The sequence below is a fragment of the Sneathiella aquimaris genome (genome assembly GCF_026409565.1).
GTDB classification, from domain to species: domain Bacteria; phylum Pseudomonadota; class Alphaproteobacteria; order Sneathiellales; family Sneathiellaceae; genus Sneathiella; species Sneathiella aquimaris.
Window position 1 is genome coordinate 1,080,003 of record NZ_CP112881.1, and the last position, 21,271, is coordinate 1,101,273.

The window sequence follows — 21,271 nt, forward strand, 5'->3', positions numbered from 1 at the left end:
AGTGGCCAATGTCCTAAATACTGGCGGGCCGAAAATTACTCACAAAAATTTACAATCCAGACTTGCAATTAAGGGAGGCAAGGAATGAGGAAGATTTTTACAGCTGTAGCCGCAGCTGCTATTTGCGTGGGCGCTGCTGCTGGTGTTCAGGCAAAAACATTGAAAATGGCTTATGACGCCGATCCGGTATCACTTGATCCACATGAACAATTATCCGGTGGTACACTACAAATGTCCCACATGTTGTTTGATCCATTGGTCCGCTGGACAAAGGATCTGGGCTTTGAAGGACGTCTGGCTGAAAGCTGGGAGCGTGTTGATGAGAAAACAATGCGCTTTAAATTGCGGGAAGGCGTAAAGTTTCATTCTGGAAATGAAATGACATCTTTGGACCTGGTTTGGACTTTTGATCGTTTGAAGAAAAGCCCGGATTTTAAAGGTCTTTTTGCACCGTTTGAGGCAATGAAAGTTGTCGATAAAAACACAATTGATCTGGTAACGACAGAGCCATATCCGCTTGTGCTTCATCAGGCGACCTATATTTTCGCCATGGACAGTAATTTTTACACCGGTTTTGATAGCAATGGAAAATCAAAAGCCGCGATCGTGAAGCATGGCGATGCGTTCGCATCGACAAATGTTTCCGGAACTGGGCCATTTACGGTTGCCTCTCGTGAGCAGGGTGTGAAAGTGGTTTTCAATCGTTTCGACGGTTACTGGGATAAGAAATCCCCGGGGAACGTGACTGAAATCATCATGACACCGATTAAAGAAGGCCCAACGCGGGTTGCCGCTCTTCTTTCCGGTGATGTTGACTTCATTGCGCCTGTTCCACCAACCGACCTGGACCGCATCGAAAAAAATGCGGATACAAATCTAGTGACCATGGGTGGTACACGGATCATTACGTTCCAGCTCAATCAGGAACGTGTCGCGCATTTTAAAGACAAGCGGGTGCGTCAGGCTATTGTTCATGCAATTAACAATGATGGTATTGTTAAGAAAATCATGAAAGGGTTTGCTACCGTTGCCGGTCAGCAGGGACCAAGTGGATATGCTGGATATTCTCCTGATCTTAGCCCCCGGTACGATCTTGCGAAGGCAAAAGAGCTGATGAAGGAAGCCGGACTGGAAAAAGGTTTCTCCGTAACAATGATGGCTCCGAATAACAGATATGTTAATGATGCCAAAATTGCTGAAGCCGTCGCCAGCATGCTGTCAAAAATCAATATTAAAGTTGATTTGAAAACCATGCCAAAAGCACAATACTGGCCAGAATTTGATAAACGCTCTGCTGATATGATGATGATTGGCTGGCATTCAGATACAGAAGATTCTGCCAATTTCTCAGAATTTCTGACAATGACGCCAAGTGCTGAAACTGGCTATGGTCAATATAACAGTGGCAATTATTCCAATGCAAAAGTGGATGAACTGGTCTTGAAAAGTCAGAGCATGACGGATCCAGTCGAACGGTCCAAGGTTTTGCAGATGGTTGAAAAAATCCTGTATGATGACGCTGCATTTGTTCCGCTTCATTGGCAGAATCTGGCTTGGGCCGCCCGTAAGGGAGTGAATATCGAGCCAATCGTCAATGTGATGAACTTCCCATATCTGGGCGATCTAGTCGTCGATTAAGTTGATGTAAAAAAGCTGATGCCGGGGAACCGGCGTCAGCTTTCTTTTTAAAGGTGATCGGTTTGGACTATCTTTATTTTGCCATTCGACGATTATTGCAAGCCGTGCTTGTTATGTTTGTAATCAGTCTGATTGGCTTTTCAATTCAAGACAATCTTGGAGACCCGCTGCGCGAACTGGTGGGGCAGTCCGTTTCTGAAGATGAACGGCAAGCCATGCGCGAAAGAATGGGCCTTAATGATCCCTTCCTGATTCAATATGGCCGGTTTCTGGGCAATGCGGTTCAAGGGGATTTAGGGAACTCCTATTTCTTCAAAAAGCCGGCTTTGGAGGTTATCGCCGCCAAATTTCCAGCTACATTGGAGCTGGTTATTGGCGCGACCATCATTATTATTACGTTCGCTGTTCCATTAGGTATCTATTGTGCAATCCGACCGAAAAGTTGGCTTGCAAGATTTGTTATGGGTTTCAGTATCGTCGGAATTTCTGTTCCTGTTTTTCTGACTGCTATTTTTTCCATATACATTTTTTCAGTCGAGCTGGGCTGGATGCCCTCTTTCGGGCGCGGCGAGACATCAGATTTGCTAGGGTGGAACTCTGGTTTTCTAACGGTTGACGGACTGGTTCATCTGGTCTTGCCCAGTTTGTCCCTGGCATCCATCATGATGCCACTCTTTATTCGATTAATTCGCTCTGAAATGATGGAAATTCTTCAGATGGAATATATTCGATTTGCATGGGCAAAGGGTTTGTTCCCGAAGCGTATCTGGTTTTTGCACGCCTTTAAAAATACGCTTCTACCCGTTATTACCGTCGGTGGGGTACAGGTGGGAACAATGCTTGCCTATACGATTTTGACAGAGAGTGTCTTCCAGTGGCCCGGTATGGGATTCCTGTTTCTGGAAGCGGTTAATCGGGTGGATACGCCCCTTATCATCGCTTATATCATCGTCGTTGGTCTGATTTTTGTCGTAACAAATACGTTCGTTGATCTGATCTATACCTGGGTTAATCCGACCGTCAAACTGGTGGGGCAGAAATCATGAGCGTTTTATCAGGGATTCTGAATTCTGATCTGGTCTTTCGGTTTAAGCGGGACAAAGTTGCCGTTGTCAGTTTGACAATCGTTCTCTTTCTGGTGATGGCGGCGGTTTTTGCGCCGCTTATCGCCCCATATGATCCTTATGATCTCACTACAATTGACATAATGGATAGTGAACTTCCACCAGCCTGGAATGAAGGGGAAGGGGATCCGCGCTTTCTTTTGGGAACAGATCCCCAAGGCCGCGATATGTTGAGTACCATTCTTTATGGAATGCGTATTTCGCTGACGATCGGTTTTCTGGCCGTTTGTCTGCAAGCTGTCATTGGTGTCACCATCGGGTTGCTGTCCGGATATATAGGAGGCCGTGTTGACGCGTTCTTTATGCGGCTGGCTGATATCCAGCTGTCACTTTCCACTTTGATGGTCGCGATTATTACCCTGGCTGTCTTTCAGGCGGGCTTTGGTGCTGAATTATACAGTGAACTTGCGATTGTTATGTTGGTCCTGGTTATCGGCATTGCGGAATGGCCGCAATATGCACGTACCGTTCGCGCATCCGTTCTTGCGGAAAAGCATAAGGAATATGTCGATGCCGCACGGGTCATGGGGATGAGTTCCCGTCGGATCATGGTGCGTCATATCCTGCCAAATACCATTTCACCTATTTTGGTTATTTCAACCATTCAGGTGGCAAACGCTATTATTTCAGAAGCGGCTTTATCCTTCTTGGGGTTGGGAATGCCGGTTAACAAGCCCTCCCTTGGCTCTCTTATCTCGAGTGGTTTCGAATTTATTTTTAGTGGTTCATGGTGGATTACCGTAATCCCCAGCATTGTGCTGATCGTATTGATCCTGAGTATTAATCTGCTCGGTGACTGGTTGCGCGACGTTTTGAATCCAAAGTTATATAAGGATTGATAATGGCTTTATTGGAAGTAAAAGACCTTGAAGTCCAATTCCCACTCGGGCGAAAAACCCTTCAAGCCTTGTATGGTGTTAATTTTACCTTGGATAAAGGGGAAAGGCTGGGGATTGTTGGGGAAAGTGGCGCGGGTAAATCGGTTGCCGCCTTTGCAATTCTGAACTTGCTGAGTAAGCCAGGCCGTATTTCAGCTGGCGAAATTCTGTTTGAAGGACGGGATATTAGCAAATTGAGTGATACAGAAATGCGCACTCTGCGCGGAAATCGGATTAGTATGATCTTTCAGGATCCGATGATGACCCTAAACCCGGTCCTGACAATCGGAACTCAGATGATCGAGTGTTTGAAAGCACATCGCGATATTTCAGATGAAGAGGCAACCCGGGTTTCTGTGGCCAAGTTAAGAGAGGTCATGATCCCGTCGCCTGAAAATCGCATGGATAGCTATCCCCATGAATTGTCCGGCGGGATGCGCCAGCGAGTGGTTATTGCGATCGCGCTTCTGACCGATCCTGCAATTATTGTTGCAGATGAGCCAACCACGGCATTGGACGTTACCATTCAGGCCGAAATCATGGAGTTGATGTTGGAGCTCTGCAAAAACCATAATGTTGGATTGATCCTGATTACCCACGATCTGGCTGTCGTCAGTCAAGTAACCGAACGCATCATGGTGATGTATGCTGGCCGTGTGGTTGAAGAGGGGCCGACACAAGAGGTTATTCAGCGGCCGCAACATCCGTATACACGAGGCTTGATCAAGGCATTGCCTCAGGAAAATGTTCCGGGTGCGCGGCTTAACCAAATTCGCGGGGCGATGCCGTCCCTGGATGCGATCCCACAAGGATGTGCATTTAATCCGAGATGCGATTTTTGCAGTGAAGACTGCTTGAAAAATATTCCTGACCTCATTGGAAAGGGCGACCATCATGCAGCCTGTTTCAAGCTTGATGAAATGGTTGCTTTCCAGTCCAATCAGATTGGGGGGAACTCATGACGAACCCTCAAGGCCTTGTTGATATTCAGAATGTGGAAAAAAAATTTGGCGGCGGTGGCGGCTTTTTGTCGACAAAACAGCCTGTTGTCAGCGCACTGAACGGGGTCTCCTTGACGATCAACAAAGGAGACAAATTCTGCCTGGTCGGCGAAAGTGGTTGCGGAAAATCGACCCTTGCGCGGACTGTCATTGGGCTTCATCCGCCAAGCTCAGGGGAGATTTATTATGCAGGGCAGCGAATAGATGCGCTTTCCGCAAAGGAGAGACGTCCTTACACTCTGAAGATGCAGATGATTTTTCAAAATCCTTATGCATCGCTTAATCCGCGCATGACTGTTTTGCAGGCTCTGGAAGAGCCCTTGCAAATTCACTGTCCTGAGTTGTCGAAAAAACAGGTTCGGGAAAAAGTTGAAGAGGTCATGTTGTCGGTTGGGAACGACCCGGCTTGGGGGGATCGGTATCCGCATGAATTTTCAGGAGGACAGCGGCAACGTATCAGTATCGCCCGGGCGCTTATGCTGGATCCGGAGTTTGTTGTTGCTGACGAACCTATTTCTGCGCTTGATGTTTCAATTCAGGCTCAAGTCCTGAACGTAATGATGGATGCGCAGGAACAACGGGACCTGACCTATCTTTTTATTACACACGACTTGTCTGTTGTTGAGCATTTCGGGAGCCGCGTCGCCGTGATGTATCTTGGGACCGTCTGTGAGCTTGCAGATACCAAGTCGCTGTTCGCAACGCCGCGTCATCCCTATACACAGGCTTTGCTCAGCGCAATTCCGAAAATGGGCGGCGGCGATGACGGCAAACATGTGAAAATGACTGGGGAAGTACCGACAGCCATGGATCTGCCAGAAGGCTGTGTGTTCCATCCCCGGTGTCCGTTTGCCAATGACCGGTGCCGGAAAGAAGTTCCGAAACTTCTGCACAACGGAGAGACTGAGACAGCGTGTTTTGCGGTTGAAGAGGGGCGTATCTGACAAGTCATGTGATGAAGTGAATATCCGTCAAATCTATAAAAGCAAAAAAAGGAAACGACGATGACCAGATGGAAAGTAAGACCTGAGGGATCAAACTGGGGTGATTTTGGCGAGCAGGACCAAAATGGACGCCTTAATCTGATTACAGCAGAAACAATTCGGGAGGCAGCCAAAGAAATTCAAACTGGCGAGCGGTTTTGCCTAAGCTTACCGCTGGACCTTCCGGGTGGGAACCTGTTGAATGCAGGGCGGTTCCCACCGGAAATCCGACCAACGCTACGCAATGGAAAAGCAAATGCCAGCTATGCACTTTCCAATGATTTTCCCGATTTTACTGATGTGATCAGTGACGATGCTGTCCTGATCCATATGCAATATTCCTCGCAATGGGATGGTCTGTCGCATGTGGGACATGAATTCGATGTCATGGGAACCGGGCAAACCGAGAAAGTTTATTATAACGGTTTCAAGGCGGGGCAGGATATTCGGGGGCCGGAAGACGAAGGAGGCATGTATGCACATGCTCTGGGTATTGAGACAATGGCCGCGAAGGCTGTTCAGGGCCGAGGCGTGTTGATTGATCTGTATTCCCGGTATCGCAATGATCCTGTCTCTGTGGGATACGACGATCTTATGTCCATTATGGAGGAAGACGACATATTGGTAGAGCCAGGTGATATGGTTTGCCTTCATACAGGATTCGCACAGCTTATCGTGGATATGAAAGGGCAGCCGGACGCACATAGGCTGCATCATTCCTGTGCTACCCTAAATGGGCGGGATGTGAAGTTGTTGAACTGGATAACGGATAGTGGTCTTTCGACGCTGATTGCTGATAACTATGCAGTTGAGACTTATCCTTCGCATAAAGGGGATGGGTGCTGCGCGGCGCTGCCTTTGCACGAACATTGCCTGTTCAAGCTGGGCATCCATCTTGGGGAGTTGTGGCATTTAACGCCCCTTGCACTATGGTTGAAAGAGAACGGGCGCAGCCGGTTCTTTCTGACAGCGCCACCGCTTCGCCTGCCTGGGGCGGTGGGTTCTCCAGCAAATGCGATTGCAACGGTTTAATTCGATCCCTTGCAACTGTCCTACTTGTATATATGTTAATGATACCGCTTGCTCTTATGGCTGCAATTTGATAGCTCACTGTTTCAAGTAGGATTTTGTGATGTTTGGAGTCCCCTAATGTTTATTCAGACCCAACCTTTGTCAGATGAAGACCGGATGCAGTTTTTCCCGGGCCGACAAGTGCTGCCAAACGGCAGTGTTTTATTTGACGATGCGGAAAAAGGGAAAGAAAAATCACCTTTGGCTGCGCGCCTTTTTGATATTCCAGGGGTTCAAGCAATTGAATTTGGCGAAGATGTCATCACAGTAACAAAGCTTTCTGCCGCGGAAAAAGGCCCGATGTGGATACAGCTGAAACCAATGGTTCTGGCGGCGATAATGGACCATTACATGACCGGAATGCCGGTGTTAAATGGCCCAATTTCAGAAGTGGGCGAGAATAGCTATTCTGATGAGGATCAAGCCATTGTTGATGCAGTAAGGGAGCTGGTCGAGGAAAGGGTGCGCCCGCAGTTACTGGATGATGGTGGCGATCTGGGATTTAAAGCCTATGATCCGACAACGGGACTTATTACCCTGGAAATGGATAGTTCCGGCCTCAGCACTCCTGCCTTTGGTACACAGATCAAAATCGAGAATACCATCAAACATTTTGTGCCAGAGATTTCCCGGGTGAAGTTTGATCGGATGGTTCAGGAAACGGAAGTAGAAGACGGTGATCGTCCGGGCTTGCGGACACCCGAAGCCGAAGCAATCCGCATTTTGCTGGAAACGCGTATTAATCCTGCAATTGCAGCACATGGGGGATATATTGACTTGATCGATATTCAGGAAGATGTAGCCTATGTGGAGATGGCTGGCGGGTGTCAGGGGTGCGGCATGGCCGATGCAACCCTGAAGCAGGGTGTTGAAGTCGAAATTAAAAAAGCCGTCCCATCAATCGGGCAGGTCCTTGATGTAACCGATCATGCGGGCGGAACTAATCCGTATTATACCGGTTACTAAGTTTATTCCATCAATTCGACGGCTTTTATGACAAAGCCTCGGTCTGCCCGGTATTTGCGCTTGGCGATGGACCATGCTTCTTCGATATTCTCGGCAACGATTTCGAAATAGTGTGTATCTGCCCACTCGTCATTTAGGTGTTTGTGATGCTCTCCGTCTTGTAGAGCCTGTAAAACCTCTTGATTGAAAACAGCTGCTTCAAAATTTTTCGGCATCATGTCGTGTCCGCTTCGATTAAATACTCTACACACTTTTGGCAGATAACGGTTAATAGAGTATTATTATTGTGGTGCAGATCGAAAAATCATTGGATGTACCTCACGTTTTTGCGAGATAGTGTGGCGGCCCCTTACATGTTTTTTTATTTTGGATTAAGCATGTAGGTCAAATTTACAGCTTTTTAGAGTTTGCAATGTTCGACGCAGCCCTTCGCCATATTATCAATCCACCGTTAAACATGCTGGGTGCACGGCTTGCGGCTATTGGAGTATCAGCCAATTCAGTCACTTTAACCGGTTTTGTCGTAGGCCTGCTTGCAGTCCCCTGCATTATTTACGAGTCTTACCTACTGGCGCTTATCCTTATTGTCGTGAATCGGTTGTTGGATGGTCTCGATGGTGCCGTCGCGCGTCAATCATTGCTAACCGATTTTGGCGGTTATCTTGATATCGTATGCGATTTTATTTTTTATGGGGCTATTGTCTTTGCATTTTCCTTTGCAAGTCAGGGCAATGCCCAGGCCGCGTCCTTCCTTATTTTCAGTTTTATCGGCACCACGTCGACATTTTTGACCTATGCGATTATGGCGGAAAAACACAAGATCACTACGGATATTCGCGGTCTGAAATCACTGTATTATCTTGGTGGCCTGACGGAAGGGGCAGAGACAATTGCAACCTTTGTCCTATTTTGCTTGTTTCCCCAGTTTTTTGTGCAAATCGCCCTGATCTTTGGTGCGATGTGCTGGATAACAACAGGAACCCGCATCTATGCGGCCTGGGTTACTTTCAAAAGAAAAGGGTGACCAGAAGCCGGCCTATTTGGCGCGGCTTGTCCAGCTTATCAGGTCTTTTTCAAGAGCTTCGATCACGTCATCACTCAAAGTTTCCAGCCAAAGCTGAAAACCGCGCTGCAGGTCTTTTGCCGTCAGGTCCTCATCATAAGCACCAAACAGAATTTCCTTGAATTCATCGAGTGTATCGCATTCGAATTCATTGTCATCCGGATCAAAAGCATCAATCTTTTCAAGTGCTTCTGGAGAGGATGTGGCCGCGAAATATGGAATTTCTTCTTCCAGGGAATAACCGCCCCATTCCAGCCACCAGGCCTCACTCTTCGGAGTGCCCAGATCCCATGCATAGGTTACTTCAGCTTCGATTTCCTTTGCGGTTTCTTTCGCAGCGAGTTCAAGCTGTTTCGCATCTCCAGTGACCGAAAGTTTGATTGGAGCAACTTTGAAATATCCGGTTTGTCCGTCATTCCAAGCGGTGAAAAATTTGTCGAGTTTTGTTACTGACATTGGTCTGTCTTCCTTGTTCAAACCCTAGGACGGTTTGGTTAGTCTTGTATGTCTGCGTCTTGCCGGAATTTGTCAAGTGCCCGTCGGTCTGCCTTTGTCGGCCGACCAGCACCTTTCTCTCGTTTAGGTGTCGTGCTTGAACTTTCCGGTTTTTTAGGGGCATCTTCAGGGGGCGCAAGATCTTCGTAAAGCGCTTGCGCCTCTGGCGCGGGGCCTCTGCGTTCACCGATAGACAGTATTTTTATAACCCTGATATTCTTCGCTTGCGGAAAAGTCAGGATATCACCCGCACGGACCGAAACGCTTGGCTTTGCAAGTATAACACTGTTCAGTCGGACTTTTTTCGACTGAACCAGTTTGGTTGCCAGATTTCTGCTTTTAAAAAATCTGGCAAACCAAAGCCATCTGTCAACGCGAATAGTGTCTTCGGTATTCGCAGGTTGTGTTGTCATTCGTTACTTCGTGTTCAAGGTTTTCAGAATAGCAAAGGGCGAATCTGGATCAATCTGCTTTGCCTTTGGCGCCTGTTTTGGATGGTTGGGCTTGAACTTCTTGCCATCCGGTTTCTTTTTCTGACCCTTGTGAGGTTTCTGACCAGCGGCAGGCCGTTTACGTTTTTTGAACGGAACTTTCTGGTATGTCAGCTCATCCCCTTCACCTTTGGCGCCATAACCAAGATTTTCCAGGATCAGCGTGAACTGCTCGCGGGTTGTTCCGACTAAAGACAACATCTCGTGGGTTGGTTTGAAAGGCAGGTTACGAGGTTTGTCCTTTTTGGACGTTTCGCTGCTTGTGTCTGGACTGCTTGGCTGCGTTTCCTTAGCGTCCGCCTTTGCGACCGACTTATCCTCGGCTGTGTCGTCCTGAACAGGTGGCGTGGCTTCCTCATCCGCAGTGCCTTCGGTCTCAACCGGCTCGGTTGAGGCGTCAGTAGTACCAGTGTCCGCGTCAGCGCCAGAGTCAGTGCTGGTATCAACGGCTTCGCCTTGTACATTTTCTGATGTGGCAGGCGCAGTTTCAGTAAGGTCCGGATCGGTATCATCAGATTTCGGTTCGGCCTCTGGCTTTTCGGTTTTGTCCGCCGTATTGCCATTGGAGGCAGTATCCGTTTCCAGAAGGCCCCGAGATGCCCGCCTTAAAAGGCCGGCAAGCCGATCCAGCATATCGAGACGGATCGCCAGGGTATCAAAAAGCGCATAACCTGCGGTCAGATAAAAGTTTCTTGGTAGTTTTTCCGTCACTTCAAAAGAAACACGGCCTGCAGGCGGTGGCGCCGGAATAGTGGAACGTTCCTCATGGATCGCCCATAACAGACACCGAAGGGCGGTTGGATCCGGTTTTAGCAGAATGGGCATGAAAACATGTTCGTAGCCAACACGAAGGCCCCCAAATTTTAACCGGCCAAAATCTTTTTTATCCAGATTGCGGATCTGGTCGTTCACCCGAAAGCGGGGAAGGGCGCCCAGATTTTCGCTGACCTGAAACGCAATACCGCGTGCGGCCCCGACCAATGGAAGGTCCGCCAGTTTGACGAGTGGGTTCAATCGTTTTTCGATCTCAGCAGTGACCCAATCGTTTAACCGCTTGGTACTCTGTTCCAGAGAAACGCCGTTCAGTTGTTCACTTGCCAGAAGCGTCACTTTTGGCCGCAGCACGGATTCTCCTTTTGACAACCGTCCGACGGTCATCTCTTTCCAGATGATTTCGCCCTGATCGCTCAGGGAGAATTCTTCATCTTCAGAAGAGGAAATTGCTTGTGCTCTCGCGGTTATTTCGCGGGCGACGGCTTTATTGCCTGCGTTACGCAATGTGCGTCCATCGGAATTTCCCGATGACATATCTGCTGTGAAACGCAAACCTGTTAAAGTACCGACAAAGTGTCCTTCAACGTGAACTTCGCCTGTGTCGTTTATTACTGCTTCCAATTGACCAGTGTCTCTCAGTTTACGCACCAAAACGGCGGTGCGGCGATCTACAAATCTTTGCGTCAGGCGCTCATGCAGAGCATCTGACAGGTTATCTTCTATTCTACGGGCAACATTCTGCCAATGCTTATAATCATCTACCCAGTCAGAAATATGCGAAATATACGTCCAAGTCCGAGTATGAGCAATGCGTGTTGCAAGAGTATCAATGTCACCGTCACTTTTTTCAAGTTTTCGAAGGTGCCCAGCGATCCAATCTGTTGGCAGCGTACCACTTCTATCTTGCAGATTCATGAAAATCTGCTTCAAAAGTCGTACATGAACATCATGCATGGTTCTTCGAAAGTCAGGAACTTGACAAACTTGCCATAACTGACGGACTTTCGACGCGTTCTGTGAATACCGTTGAATGTCGGGATCCGCAGCCAGCGCCTTTAGAGTTCTATAGTCGTCTGGATCGCGAGGGGAGACAAGCCCTTTATATTTTGGCGGTTGTTCCAAAGCCCGGATCAGATCACGGGTTGTATTGAACGGTAAATCGCGGTTGCGCCAGCATAGATGGCGTAGTTTTTCAAACCGATGATCTTCAATTTGTTCGACCAATTCATCGTCCAACGGTTCTACATTGGCGGTTACGCCGAAGCTGCCGTCGTTCATATGACGTCCGGCACGGCCTGCTATTTGCGAAAATTCAGCCGCATTCAGATGCCGTCCCATCAAGCCATCAAATTTATAAGTGCTGGCAAAAGCGACATGGTCGATATCCATGTTGAGGCCCATGCCGATTGCATCCGTAGCGACCAGATAGTCAACGTCTCCAGACTGGTATAACTCTACCTGAGCGTTGCGCGTTCTGGGCGACAGGTTTCCCATGACAATGGCGGCACCGCCGCGCTGACGGCGTACAAGCTCTGCGATGGCATAAACATCCCCGGAAGAAAAAGTAACAATCGCGCTTCGTGAGGGAAGACGCGACAGTTTTTTAGGTCCGCGATAGCTCAGTTTTGAAAGGCGTTCCCTGCTTGTAAAATTTGCATCGGGCACCAGCTTTTTTATCCAGTCCCGAATGATGTCCGAGCCCAGAAACATTGTTTCCTGACGACCGCGTGCATATAGCAGGCGGTCAGTGAAAATATGGCCACGTTCCGGATCAGCGGCAAGTTGGATCTCGTCGATTGCAATAAACTGAAAAGGACGGTCTAGCGGCATCGCTTCAACAGTACAGATATAATAGGCGGCATGAGGCGGGATAATTTTTTCTTCCCCGGTAACCAAGGCTACGTTAGCAGCGCCTTTCTGTTTGACAATCCGGTCATAGACTTCGCGCGCTAAAAGCCGAAGGGGAAGCCCGATCATGCCATCACTATGGCCCATCATTCGTTCGACGGCCAAATGGGTTTTACCCGTATTGGTCGGACCAAGGACTGCGGTCACGCGGCCATGAAATCCAGTGGTGTTTTGGGAAGAGGAAGAGAACATAGAACCTTTTTCAGTAGCCTGTCGGCAGTCCTTAAAAAGCCTCCGAAAATACGGTTCACCTGAGACTGTCTTCATACAAATATAATGTGGTGCTATCGGTTTCCACTTTTTTTTATACTTTTTTGAACCGATCCGCGTTTACCGGCGACCCACTGTGTATACAGACAAACTTAAAAGGGATCTGGCGTTATGAAAAAAATTATTATTATGACATTGCTGTGTACGATTGGTTTTTCATCAAATCTGTTGGCCCGTGGGGGGGATGGCGGGGATTGCCTGGAATGTGATGGTAGCGGATATTTCCCGGACGCCGGTCCATCAGGCACCGCGGATCAGGCGGATGAGGGCGCAGAAGAAGCCGCCAAGCCAGTCTGTGAGATGGTCACTTTTTCAGGGTCGGAAAAATTTTGTCTCGATCCAAGGCTGTAGACCAGGTTTTCGCTTATTTCGAAGATCAAATTTCTATGACGAGCCAAACGTTTGTTAGATTTAGTTGCTGAAATCGGCGTATGCTGATAAAAAATGAGGCAGCAAAGCAATGATACGGGCGGCAAAACACATCCAAAATTGACATTCAGATGTGGTGCGGTGCACAATCTTGCAAAAAAATACCGCACGATAATAGAGGAAGTGACGAAATGAGCGAGTTTCCAAAACCGGACCGGACAGAATGGGACGCCTTGGCGGAGAAAGAACTTCGAGGCCGGAGCGTTGATGACCTGATTTGGGATACCCCGGAAGGAATTGATGTTAAGCCGCTTTATACGTCCGAAGATGTTTCTGGACTGGAGCTTGAACAGGAACTCCCGGGTTTTGCTCCCTTCAAACGCGGTGTTCGGGCGACCATGTATGCCAACCGCCCTTGGACGATCCGTCAATATGCGGGTTTCTCCACGGCTGAAGAATCAAACGCGTTCTATCGCAGAAATCTAGCAGCTGGTCAAAAGGGTCTGTCCGTTGCGTTCGATCTTGCGACGCATCGCGGATATGACAGCGACCATCCAAGGGTTGTGGGCGACGTTGGTAAAGCCGGGGTGGCGATCGATTCTGTTGAGGATATGAAAATCCTGTTTGATGGAATTCCGCTCGATAAAATGTCTGTTTCCATGACGATGAACGGAGCCGTTCTTCCCATTCTGGCAAGCTATATTGTCGCAGCCGAGGAGCAGGGTGTATCACCGGACCAGCTTGCAGGAACGATCCAGAATGACATTCTGAAGGAATTCATGGTTCGGAATACCTACATCTATCCTCCGGCGCCGAGCATGCGGATTATTGGAGATATTATCGGCTATACGTCTCGTAACATGCCGCGTTTTAATTCTATTTCGATCTCCGGCTATCACATGCAGGAAGCTGGTGCGACGCAGGTTCAGGAATTGGCTTTTACAATCGCTGATGGCCTTGAATATGCCCGTGCAGCGATTGCTTCGGGTCTGAAGATTGATGATTTTGCCCCGCGGTTGAGCTTCTTCTTCGCCATTGGCATGAATTTCTTTATGGAAGTTTCCAAGCTGCGCGCCGCTCGTGTTCTTTGGGCTCGGGTAATGAAACAGTTCGATCCGCAAAATCCTCAATCCCTGATGTTGAGAACCCATTGCCAAACTTCCGGGGTCAGTCTGACCGAGCAGGACCCTTATAACAATGTGATCCGGACAGCCTATGAAGCGATGGCTGCTGTTTTGGGTGGAACCCAAAGCCTGCATACCAATGCATTGGACGAAGCGATTGCGCTACCGACAGATTTTTCTGCAAGAATTGCAAGGAACACCCAGCTTATCTTGGCCGAAGAAACAGGCGTAACCAATGTAATCGATCCATTGGGCGGTAGCTATTATGTGGAAAGCCTTACGAATTCGCTGGTTGAGGACGCCTGGAAAATCATCCAGGAAGTCGAGGCCTTGGGGGGGATGACGAAGGCGGTGGAAAGTGGCATGCCTAAGCTTCAGATTGAAGAATCTGCGGCGAAGCGCCAGGCGCGTATCGACTTGGGTGAAGAAACGATCGTCGGTGTGAACAAATATGGTCTCGAAAAAGACGATAGCAATATTGAAATTCTTGATGTGGATAACACCGAAGTTCTGCGTCAGCAGGTCGCCCGTCTTGAAAAAATTCGTTCCACACGGGATGAGACCGCATGTCAGGCAGCGCTTGATGCATTGACGGAAGGCGCAAAAGGCGAAGCCAATCTTTTGGATCTGTGTGTAAACGCCGCCCGTGTACGGGCGACGGTTGGGGAGATTTCAGACGCTATGGAAAAAGTTTTCACCCGCCACCGTGCCGAAATACGATCCATTTCAGGGGTTTATGGCGCCGCCTATGAAGGGGATGAAGGGTTTCAGAAAATCCAAAAGGATATCGAGGAATTCGCACAGGAACAGGGACGCCGCCCTCGTATGCTGGTTGTAAAACTGGGGCAGGATGGGCATGACCGAGGGGCAAAAGTTATTGCCACAGCCTTTGCTGATATCGGATTTGACGTTGATGTCGGTCCACTGTTTCAAACACCGGCGGAGGCTGCAAAAGACGCGATCGAAAGTGATGTGCATGTTATCGGAATTTCTTCTCAGGCAGCAGGGCACAAAACGCTGGTCCCGCAAATTATTGCGGAACTGAAGGCGGAAGGCGCTGACGATATCCTCGTTGTTTGTGGCGGGGTTATTCCCGCGCAGGATTATGATGCCTTGTATGATGCTGGTGTTGCCGCCATTTATGGACCGGGCACCAATATTCCAGCCGCGGCGGCGGAAGTACTGGAATTGATCCGCAAGCAAAATAGCTGATATTCAGGATATATGGGGGACCGGGGCAGACGGGCTTCTGGCCTCCCATAATCTCAGCGGCCATGACTTGCGCGGCTATACAGCCGTGTCAGGTAATGGTATGAGCCCACTAAGCTGTGTTTTTGGTTTTGTATCTACGCGGCAGGCCTAACGGTTATTTATCCGGTTTCAGGCCATCTTTCTTTTATGGAAACACTCTTGGACCGGCGTTCATGCTATCGGTTAAAAACGAAAACTGTCTGGTAGCAGTTGTTCCATGGAAACCCGAATGTCAGTTTGTTTCCCGCGATACTGAATTGCGGTTTGAGGATGCGAAAATTCAGCAATTACCTGACGGCAGGCCCCGCACGGCGAGCAGGGAATTGATTTCCCATCCGCATTTTTATTGGTGACGACAATTTCCTCCAGTTTGATGGATGGACCTTCAGCGGCAACCGCCTGCGCAATGGCATTTCTTTCGGCGCAGATGGTTAAGCCGAAAGAAACATTTTCAACATTGCAGCCAACATAGATATTACCCGAACTGGTTAGAACGGCGGCGCCAACAGAGAAGTTGGAATAAGGCGCGTAAGCCTGCGCCATAATGGATGTGGCCCTTGCAAGGAGCTCGTTTGTCTTTGGTGTCATCTTTTTTTCCTATCGCAATAAGAAGCCGCTGCCGAGCATATCATCATCCTCAACAGTGAATTCTGCTGTCCCAGAGTAGTGGGCTCTACCGCTGACTTCAACTGTTACGCCTTTGTATCGATCAACCGTCGTATGGCTTTTTACCGTCGCCTTGAAAACAGATCCTGTGATGCTTTCAAAATGGTAATCCTGATTTTCGTCAAGACCGCCTTTTGCGGCCATAATTGCAAGCCTTGCGGCGTTTCCTGATCCTGTGGGGCTGCGATCCAGCTGACCGTCGGCAAATACACAGATATTTTTGGACGGTTTTGGTCCGGCTCCCGTCTGACCATCCGTGAAAATAACGCCATACAGATAATCGAGCTCGGGCTCGACAGGGTGGATGATCTCGATCTCTTTACTGATGGCATTTTTTAAGATATTTGCCGCCGCGATAAAGTCCTGCACCGGAGTGCTGCTAATATTCAGCCCAATAGAGGCTGCATCCAAAATGCCGTAAAAGACGCCACCAAATCCGATATCCAGTTCGACCGGCCCATAGGGCGCGGTGTTTACGAACTGGTCTGTTTTGAAGGCAAACGATGGCGCACTTTCGAAACGGACAGCCGTTGAGTGACCGTCATGAATATCCACCGTTGCTTTGATCAGGCCGCTAGGGCATTGAAGTGTTACATGGGCAACGCCGTTGATTGGCTCAACAATTCCATGGTCAACCGCATAGCGTCCGAGGGCAATAATCGCATGCCCGCACATGAAACCATATCCTTCACTATGCATGAAAATAACGCCAAAATCGGCATCGTCGGTGTCTGCGGGGACGAGTAACGCGCCGTACATATCCCGGTGACCTCTGGGTTCGAACATCAAAAAGCGGCGGTAATGATCGGCTTCGTCTCTCAGGTAGCCCCTTTTTTCTGCTAAGGTTAAGCCGTCCGGTAACGGAACCCCTTCGGTAATGATGCGAAGCGGTTCTCCTCCAGTGTGCATTTCAACTGTTTTAATCGGGTTCATCAGATGTTCCTTGGATTATGAGTGAAATAGCGTGGCAAAATTCTTGACGGATGCGTCGTATTTTCCGATACCTGATAGGATGACAATAAAGAAACTAAAAGTCGGTGCCAATACCGAAGAAATGGCCAGAAAAATCCGGGAGGGCAACCGTCGGTATCTGGCTCGAGCCATCACCCTTGCTGAATCAATCCGTTCAGACCACCAGGAGCAGGCCCAGAGCTTACTGACGTCTTTGCTGCCAGACACAGGGAACTCTATCCGAATTGGTATTTCGGGAACTCCTGGTGTTGGAAAGTCGACCTTCATTGAGGCTTTTGGAAAGTTTCTGACGGCGAAAGGCCACAAAGTTGCGGTCCTGACCATTGACCCGTCTTCCAAGCGGACAGGGGGCTCCATCCTGGGCGATAAGACGCGTATGGAAGAACTTTCCCGGGACCCCAATGCTTTTATCCGCCCTTCCCCCTCAGGAGGCTCTTTAGGCGGTGTTGCGCGGCGTACAAGAGAGGTCATGTTGCTATGTGAAGCCGCAGGCTTTGATGTGATCCTGATCGAGACGGTAGGGGTCGGGCAATCAGAAACGACGGTTGCTGATATGGTCGATATGTTCATGCTGTTGCTCGCACCGGCGGGCGGAGATGAGTTGCAGGGCATTAAACGGGGGGTGATGGAGCTTGCGGATATCATCGTCATCAATAAGGCAGATGGCGATCTCGTGCCGGTTGCGAAGCGCGCGGCGGCGGAGTACCGCGGAGCGGTTGGGCTGATGCGTCCAAAAAGTAAACATTGGATGCCCACGGTGCTTATGACATCTGCGTTAAAGAAAACCGGGATAGAAGAATTATGGGAAACCATCGGGAAATATCGGGAAGCTCGTGAAGAGCATAATGAGCTTGATCAGCAGCGGAAGGATCAGGCTTCAGCTTGGATGTGGGCGGAACTGGATGAATCGTTAATGAATCGGTTGAAATCCCATGAACAGGTCTCGGCGGATCTTGTCGGAATGGAGCAGGCGGTGAAGGCTGGTGAACTTAGTCCAACCGCTGCGGCGCAGCAACTTCTGGCTACTTTCCTAGGGAATTCGGGGCGGGGTCAGTAAAAAAGTCTTAAAATGAGTCAATTAGGCTTGACGGAAGCGGCTCCATTCCGTAAAAGCCCTCAATCGCACCGGCTATAACGCCGGTATTTCTAATTCTTGTTCGAGTGAGGTGCACTATGGCCCGTCGTTGTGAATTGACAGGTAAAGGTGTTCAGGCTGGCAACAATGTCAGTCATGCCCATAACAAAACCCGTCGCCGTTTTCTGCCTAACGTGCAGGATGCTCGGCTGATGTCCGACGCTCTTGGCCGTTCTTTCAGTCTGAAAGTTTCTGCCGCTGCATTGCGCTCTGTTGAGCATAATGGCGGTTTGGATAACTTTCTTTTGAAAGCACGTGACGAAAAACTGTCACTTCAGGCACGTCGTGTTAAGCGGGATGTCAAAAAAGCGGTCGCAACAGCGTAACTGTTTTTATTACAATATTCGAGAAAACGGACTGCCTTTGGCGGTCCGTTTTTTTATGCCTCATTTCAAGGAATTGGTGTTCACCAGTTGCCCTGTGCAAAACTACTCCTATTTGATTCCTAAGGCGCTTGTTTTAACTTGGGAAATACAGAATGTATGCACGACGGGAAATTTTGAAATCATTGGGTGCGGTGCCACTTGCTACTATTCTTGCAAGCCCTGAGCTTGCAAAGGCAGCCGCGTCAACGCTTGAAAATCAAACCTTAAAGCTGGACAACGGAAAGTCTGTTTCTGCCGCTCTTGCCCTGCCTGACGGGGGTCCTGCACCTGCCGTCATGCTTATCCATGAATGGTGGGGGCTGAATGATCAGATTAAGTCGGTGGCTGCCGAGTTCGCGAAATCCGGTTATGTGGCTCTCGCAGTTGATCTGTATGGTGGTAATGTTGCGACAGATCCGGAGGAGGCCCGCAAATATATGCAGGCGACAGAGGCGAAAGAAGCGACCGAGACCCTGCAGAAATGGAACGGCTGGTTACGGGGGCATCAAGCAACAACAAACCACTTAGGCACGGTCGGGTGGTGTTTCGGGGGTGGTTGGTCCTTGAACGCGTCAATCGCGTCCCCTGTGGATGCTACGGTTGTTTATTATGGTAATGTGACGCGCAGCCCGGAAGAACTTGCAAAGTTACAGGGACCCGTTCAGGGGCACTTCGCGACCCAGGACAAATGGATCAATCAAGAAATGGTGGATGGGTTTGTCGCGAATATGAAACAAGCAGGGCAAAAAGATCCTGAAATATATTGGTATGAGGCCGATCACGCTTTTGCAAACCCTTCTGGCGGGCGGTATGATCAGGAAGACGCGCAATTGTCCTGGCAGAGAACGCAGGCCTTCCTGAAAATGCATTTAGGATAGGGCTACCAGCCCATCGGGTTCTTCTTTTGAGCGCCTGTTTTGTTTTCGTCAAAGAGATCAGCGAGTTGTTCCATCATAACGCCGCCCAACTGTTCGGCGTCTATGATGGTGACAGCTTGCTGATAATATCGGGTGACGTCATGACCGATACCAATGGCGATTAACTCAACCGGTGATTTTTTCTCGATCCAGGCAATCACATCGCGCAGATGACGATCAAGATAGTTGCCGGGATTGACCGACAGGGTGCTGTCATCGACCGGAGCGCCATCTGAGATCACCATCAGGATGCGACGTTGTTCAGGGCGGCCCAACAATCTGTTATGCGCCCACAACAGGCCCTCGCCGTCGATATTTTCTTTCAACAGACCTTCTTTCAGCATAAGTCCGAGTGATTGCCTCGCGCGCCGGTAAGGGTAGTCTGCTGGTTTGTAAATAATGTGACGCAGGTCGTTTAGACGTCCCGGATTGGCTTCTTTCCCCTGTTCAAGCCATTTTTCCCGAGATTGTCCGCCTTTCCACGCACGTGTTGTAAAGCCAAGAATTTCTACCTTCACAGAACACCGTTCCAGTGTTCTGGCCAGAATATCTGCTGAAATAGCGGCAATAGAAATTGGCCGACCCCGCATGGAGCCAGAATTGTCGATCAATAACGTTACGACAGTATCGCGGAAATCCGTGTCCTGTTCCTGTTTAAAGGAGAGGGGGAGGAGGGGATCAACAACAATACGGGATAACCGTGCGGCATCCAGAATGCCTTCTTCCAGATCAAAGTCCCAGGATCTGTTTTGCTGAGCCTGCAATTTCCGTTGAAGACGGTTAGCAAGTTTGCTGACCAACGCATGCATATTAGAGAGCTGCTGATCAAGTTGCTGTCGCAATCGGCTTAGCTCTTCATGCTCACACAGATCATGTGCCTGAACCACTTCATCAAACTCGGTGGTAAACGCTTTGTAGGGTGGGCCCTCCAGAAAGTTCCGGAAGTCGTCTGGATAAGCAGGCTGTTTGTCTTTGCCAGCTTCTTCGCCATCACTGGCACTTTCCTGTTCAGCGCTTTCACCAGCCTCTGTATCCGTGCTGTCTTCACCAGCGCCTTCTTGGGCAGCCGCATCTTCTGCAGCACTTGCCTCTTGGGCTTCATCATCTCCTTCAGCGCCACTGCTTTCGGCTTCGGGCTCCTGTTCGCCTTCATCGCCATCACCGGTTTCGTCGCTTTGCGAGTCAGCGCCTTCTGCATCGTCATACAGATCAAGGTCTTTCAAAAGCTGCTTGGCCGCCTTTGCAAAATCTTCCTGGCTAGCTGCGGTCTCAATCAGTTCATTGAAATCCTGTTCGCCTTTTTCTTCCAGCTCATCGCGCCATAGATCAACCATATGGCTGGCGCTGGAAGGCACTGGCGTTCCAGTTAATTTTTCGCGAACCAGCAATCCGAGGACTTCGGCTAGCGGAGCGTCTTCTTTACTGTAAATACGATCAAAACCGGATTCTTTGCAGCGGGTATCCAGCTGTCGGTACAGGTTGTCTGCGACCCCCTTCATCCGGTTGGCGCCTAAAGATTCTACCCGGGCCTGTTCAATTGTGTCGAAAACAGTTTTTGCGTCCCCGCCAGCCGGCACCAATTTAGAATGCAGGGCATCATCATGATACCGCTGGCGAAGGGCAAGACTATCCGATTTGCCACGTACTTTGTGGATGTCTTCAACAGGAAGGTCCCGCGCAGGGTTCGGTAATCGGGCACGATGAGCCGCAAGTCCAGGCTGGTCATTGCCATAAATGACATCCAGTTCCTTGTCTTGTGACATGGCTCTCATGGTGGCGGTGACAGCACGTTTGAACTTTTCCGCAGGAG

The 21,271-nt window shown here is 49.3% G+C and carries 20 protein-coding genes; 13 read left to right on the plus strand and 7 right to left on the minus strand.

What is annotated here, in order from left to right:
• Positions 1-84: 84 nt before the first annotated feature.
• The 7 genes from OIR97_RS04900 to OIR97_RS04930 all read left to right on the plus strand — a co-directional run bounded on the left by OIR97_RS04900 (position 85) and on the right by OIR97_RS04930 (position 7,661).
• Entirely contained in the window at positions 85-1,638 is a 1,554-nt protein-coding gene (locus tag OIR97_RS04900) for an ABC transporter substrate-binding protein (protein WP_169544477.1), read from the plus strand.
• 113 nt (positions 1,639-1,751) lie between these two features.
• Positions 1,752-2,684 carry an ABC transporter permease gene (locus tag OIR97_RS04905; RefSeq protein WP_169545797.1) on the plus strand — a complete coding sequence of 311 codons (933 nt, stop codon included), beginning with the start codon at positions 1,752-1,754 and terminating at the stop codon, positions 2,682-2,684.
• On the plus strand, positions 2,681-3,601 hold the full coding sequence (locus tag OIR97_RS04910) for an ABC transporter permease (RefSeq protein ID WP_169544478.1): 921 nt from the start codon (positions 2,681-2,683) through the stop codon (positions 3,599-3,601). Before OIR97_RS04905 ends, OIR97_RS04910 begins: the two co-directional genes overlap by 4 nt.
• A 2-nt stretch (positions 3,602-3,603) precedes the next feature.
• Entirely contained in the window at positions 3,604-4,602 is a 999-nt protein-coding gene (locus tag OIR97_RS04915; protein WP_169544479.1) for an ABC transporter ATP-binding protein, read from the plus strand.
• Positions 4,599-5,585, plus strand: a complete 987-nt coding sequence (locus OIR97_RS04920) for an ABC transporter ATP-binding protein (protein WP_169544480.1) — start codon at positions 4,599-4,601, stop codon at positions 5,583-5,585. The genes OIR97_RS04915 and OIR97_RS04920 overlap by 4 nt, the downstream gene beginning before the upstream one ends.
• A 60-nt stretch (positions 5,586-5,645) precedes the next feature.
• Positions 5,646-6,656 carry a cyclase family protein gene (locus OIR97_RS04925; RefSeq protein ID WP_169544481.1) on the plus strand — a complete coding sequence of 337 codons (1,011 nt, stop codon included), beginning with the start codon at positions 5,646-5,648 and terminating at the stop codon, positions 6,654-6,656.
• A 117-nt stretch (positions 6,657-6,773) separates the two neighbouring features.
• A complete protein-coding gene (locus OIR97_RS04930; RefSeq protein ID WP_169544482.1) occupies positions 6,774-7,661 on the plus strand; it encodes a NifU family protein in 888 nt (295 codons plus the stop codon).
• Positions 7,662-7,663: 2 nt separating this feature from the next.
• On the opposite strand, the gene OIR97_RS04935 is transcribed toward OIR97_RS04930, so the two are convergent.
• A complete protein-coding gene (locus OIR97_RS04935) occupies positions 7,664-7,879 on the minus strand; it encodes a hypothetical protein (RefSeq protein ID WP_169544483.1) in 216 nt (71 codons plus the stop codon).
• Between the two features lie 194 nt (positions 7,880-8,073).
• On the opposite strand from OIR97_RS04935, the gene OIR97_RS04940 reads away from it, so the two are divergent.
• On the plus strand, positions 8,074-8,685 hold the full coding sequence (locus OIR97_RS04940) for a CDP-alcohol phosphatidyltransferase family protein (RefSeq protein WP_169544484.1): 612 nt from the start codon (positions 8,074-8,076) through the stop codon (positions 8,683-8,685).
• A 12-nt stretch (positions 8,686-8,697) separates the two neighbouring features.
• On the opposite strand, the gene OIR97_RS04945 is transcribed toward OIR97_RS04940, so the two are convergent.
• Genes OIR97_RS04945 through OIR97_RS04955 form a run of 3 tightly spaced genes read right to left on the minus strand, consistent with a single transcriptional unit; the run spans position 8,698 to position 12,539 of the window.
• On the minus strand, positions 8,698-9,180 hold the full coding sequence (locus OIR97_RS04945) for a hypothetical protein (RefSeq protein ID WP_169544485.1): 483 nt from the start codon (positions 9,178-9,180) through the stop codon (positions 8,698-8,700).
• Between the two features lie 38 nt (positions 9,181-9,218).
• The gene (locus tag OIR97_RS04950; RefSeq protein WP_169544486.1) at positions 9,219-9,632 is read right to left on the minus strand and encodes an RNA-binding S4 domain-containing protein; all 414 of its coding nucleotides are present in this window, start codon (positions 9,630-9,632) and stop codon (positions 9,219-9,221) included.
• A gap of 3 nt (positions 9,633-9,635) precedes the next feature.
• Complete coding sequence (locus OIR97_RS04955; RefSeq protein ID WP_219821657.1) at positions 9,636-12,539, minus strand: helicase-related protein; 2,904 nt, start codon at positions 12,537-12,539, stop codon at positions 9,636-9,638.
• Between the two features lie 234 nt (positions 12,540-12,773).
• On the opposite strand from OIR97_RS04955, the gene OIR97_RS04960 reads away from it, so the two are divergent.
• Positions 12,774-13,013 (plus strand): hypothetical protein, encoded by a 240-nt coding sequence (locus tag OIR97_RS04960; protein WP_169544488.1) that lies wholly within the window; start codon positions 12,774-12,776, stop codon positions 13,011-13,013.
• Positions 13,014-13,222: 209 nt separating this feature from the next.
• The gene (scpA, locus tag OIR97_RS04965) at positions 13,223-15,367 is read left to right on the plus strand and encodes a methylmalonyl-CoA mutase (RefSeq protein ID WP_169544489.1); all 2,145 of its coding nucleotides are present in this window, start codon (positions 13,223-13,225) and stop codon (positions 15,365-15,367) included.
• Between the two features lie 222 nt (positions 15,368-15,589).
• Here scpA and OIR97_RS04970 read toward each other — a convergent pair whose 3' ends face one another.
• Together OIR97_RS04970 and OIR97_RS04975 are read right to left on the minus strand one after the other, a co-directional pair.
• On the minus strand, positions 15,590-15,994 hold the full coding sequence (locus OIR97_RS04970) for a cytidine deaminase (RefSeq protein WP_169544490.1): 405 nt from the start codon (positions 15,992-15,994) through the stop codon (positions 15,590-15,592).
• A gap of 9 nt (positions 15,995-16,003) precedes the next feature.
• Positions 16,004-17,005 carry a proline racemase family protein gene (locus tag OIR97_RS04975; protein WP_169544491.1) on the minus strand — a complete coding sequence of 334 codons (1,002 nt, stop codon included), beginning with the start codon at positions 17,003-17,005 and terminating at the stop codon, positions 16,004-16,006.
• A 79-nt stretch (positions 17,006-17,084) separates the two neighbouring features.
• Here OIR97_RS04975 and meaB point away from each other — a divergent pair, with 79 nt between their 5' ends.
• The 3 genes from meaB (at position 17,085) to OIR97_RS04990 (ending at position 19,422) form a co-directional block, all read left to right on the plus strand.
• Positions 17,085-18,101, plus strand: coding sequence for a methylmalonyl Co-A mutase-associated GTPase MeaB (gene meaB, locus OIR97_RS04980; RefSeq protein ID WP_169545798.1), 1,017 nt, complete (start codon positions 17,085-17,087; stop codon positions 18,099-18,101).
• A 116-nt stretch (positions 18,102-18,217) separates the two neighbouring features.
• On the plus strand, positions 18,218-18,505 hold the full coding sequence (rpmB, locus tag OIR97_RS04985) for a 50S ribosomal protein L28 (RefSeq protein ID WP_169544492.1): 288 nt from the start codon (positions 18,218-18,220) through the stop codon (positions 18,503-18,505).
• A 152-nt stretch (positions 18,506-18,657) separates the two neighbouring features.
• Positions 18,658-19,422 (plus strand): dienelactone hydrolase family protein, encoded by a 765-nt coding sequence (locus OIR97_RS04990; protein ID WP_169544493.1) that lies wholly within the window; start codon positions 18,658-18,660, stop codon positions 19,420-19,422.
• A 2-nt stretch (positions 19,423-19,424) separates the two neighbouring features.
• Here OIR97_RS04990 and cobT read toward each other — a convergent pair whose 3' ends face one another.
• Complete coding sequence (gene cobT, locus OIR97_RS04995; protein ID WP_169545799.1) at positions 19,425-21,233, minus strand: cobaltochelatase subunit CobT; 1,809 nt, start codon at positions 21,231-21,233, stop codon at positions 19,425-19,427.
• Positions 21,234-21,271: the final 38 nt, after the last annotated feature.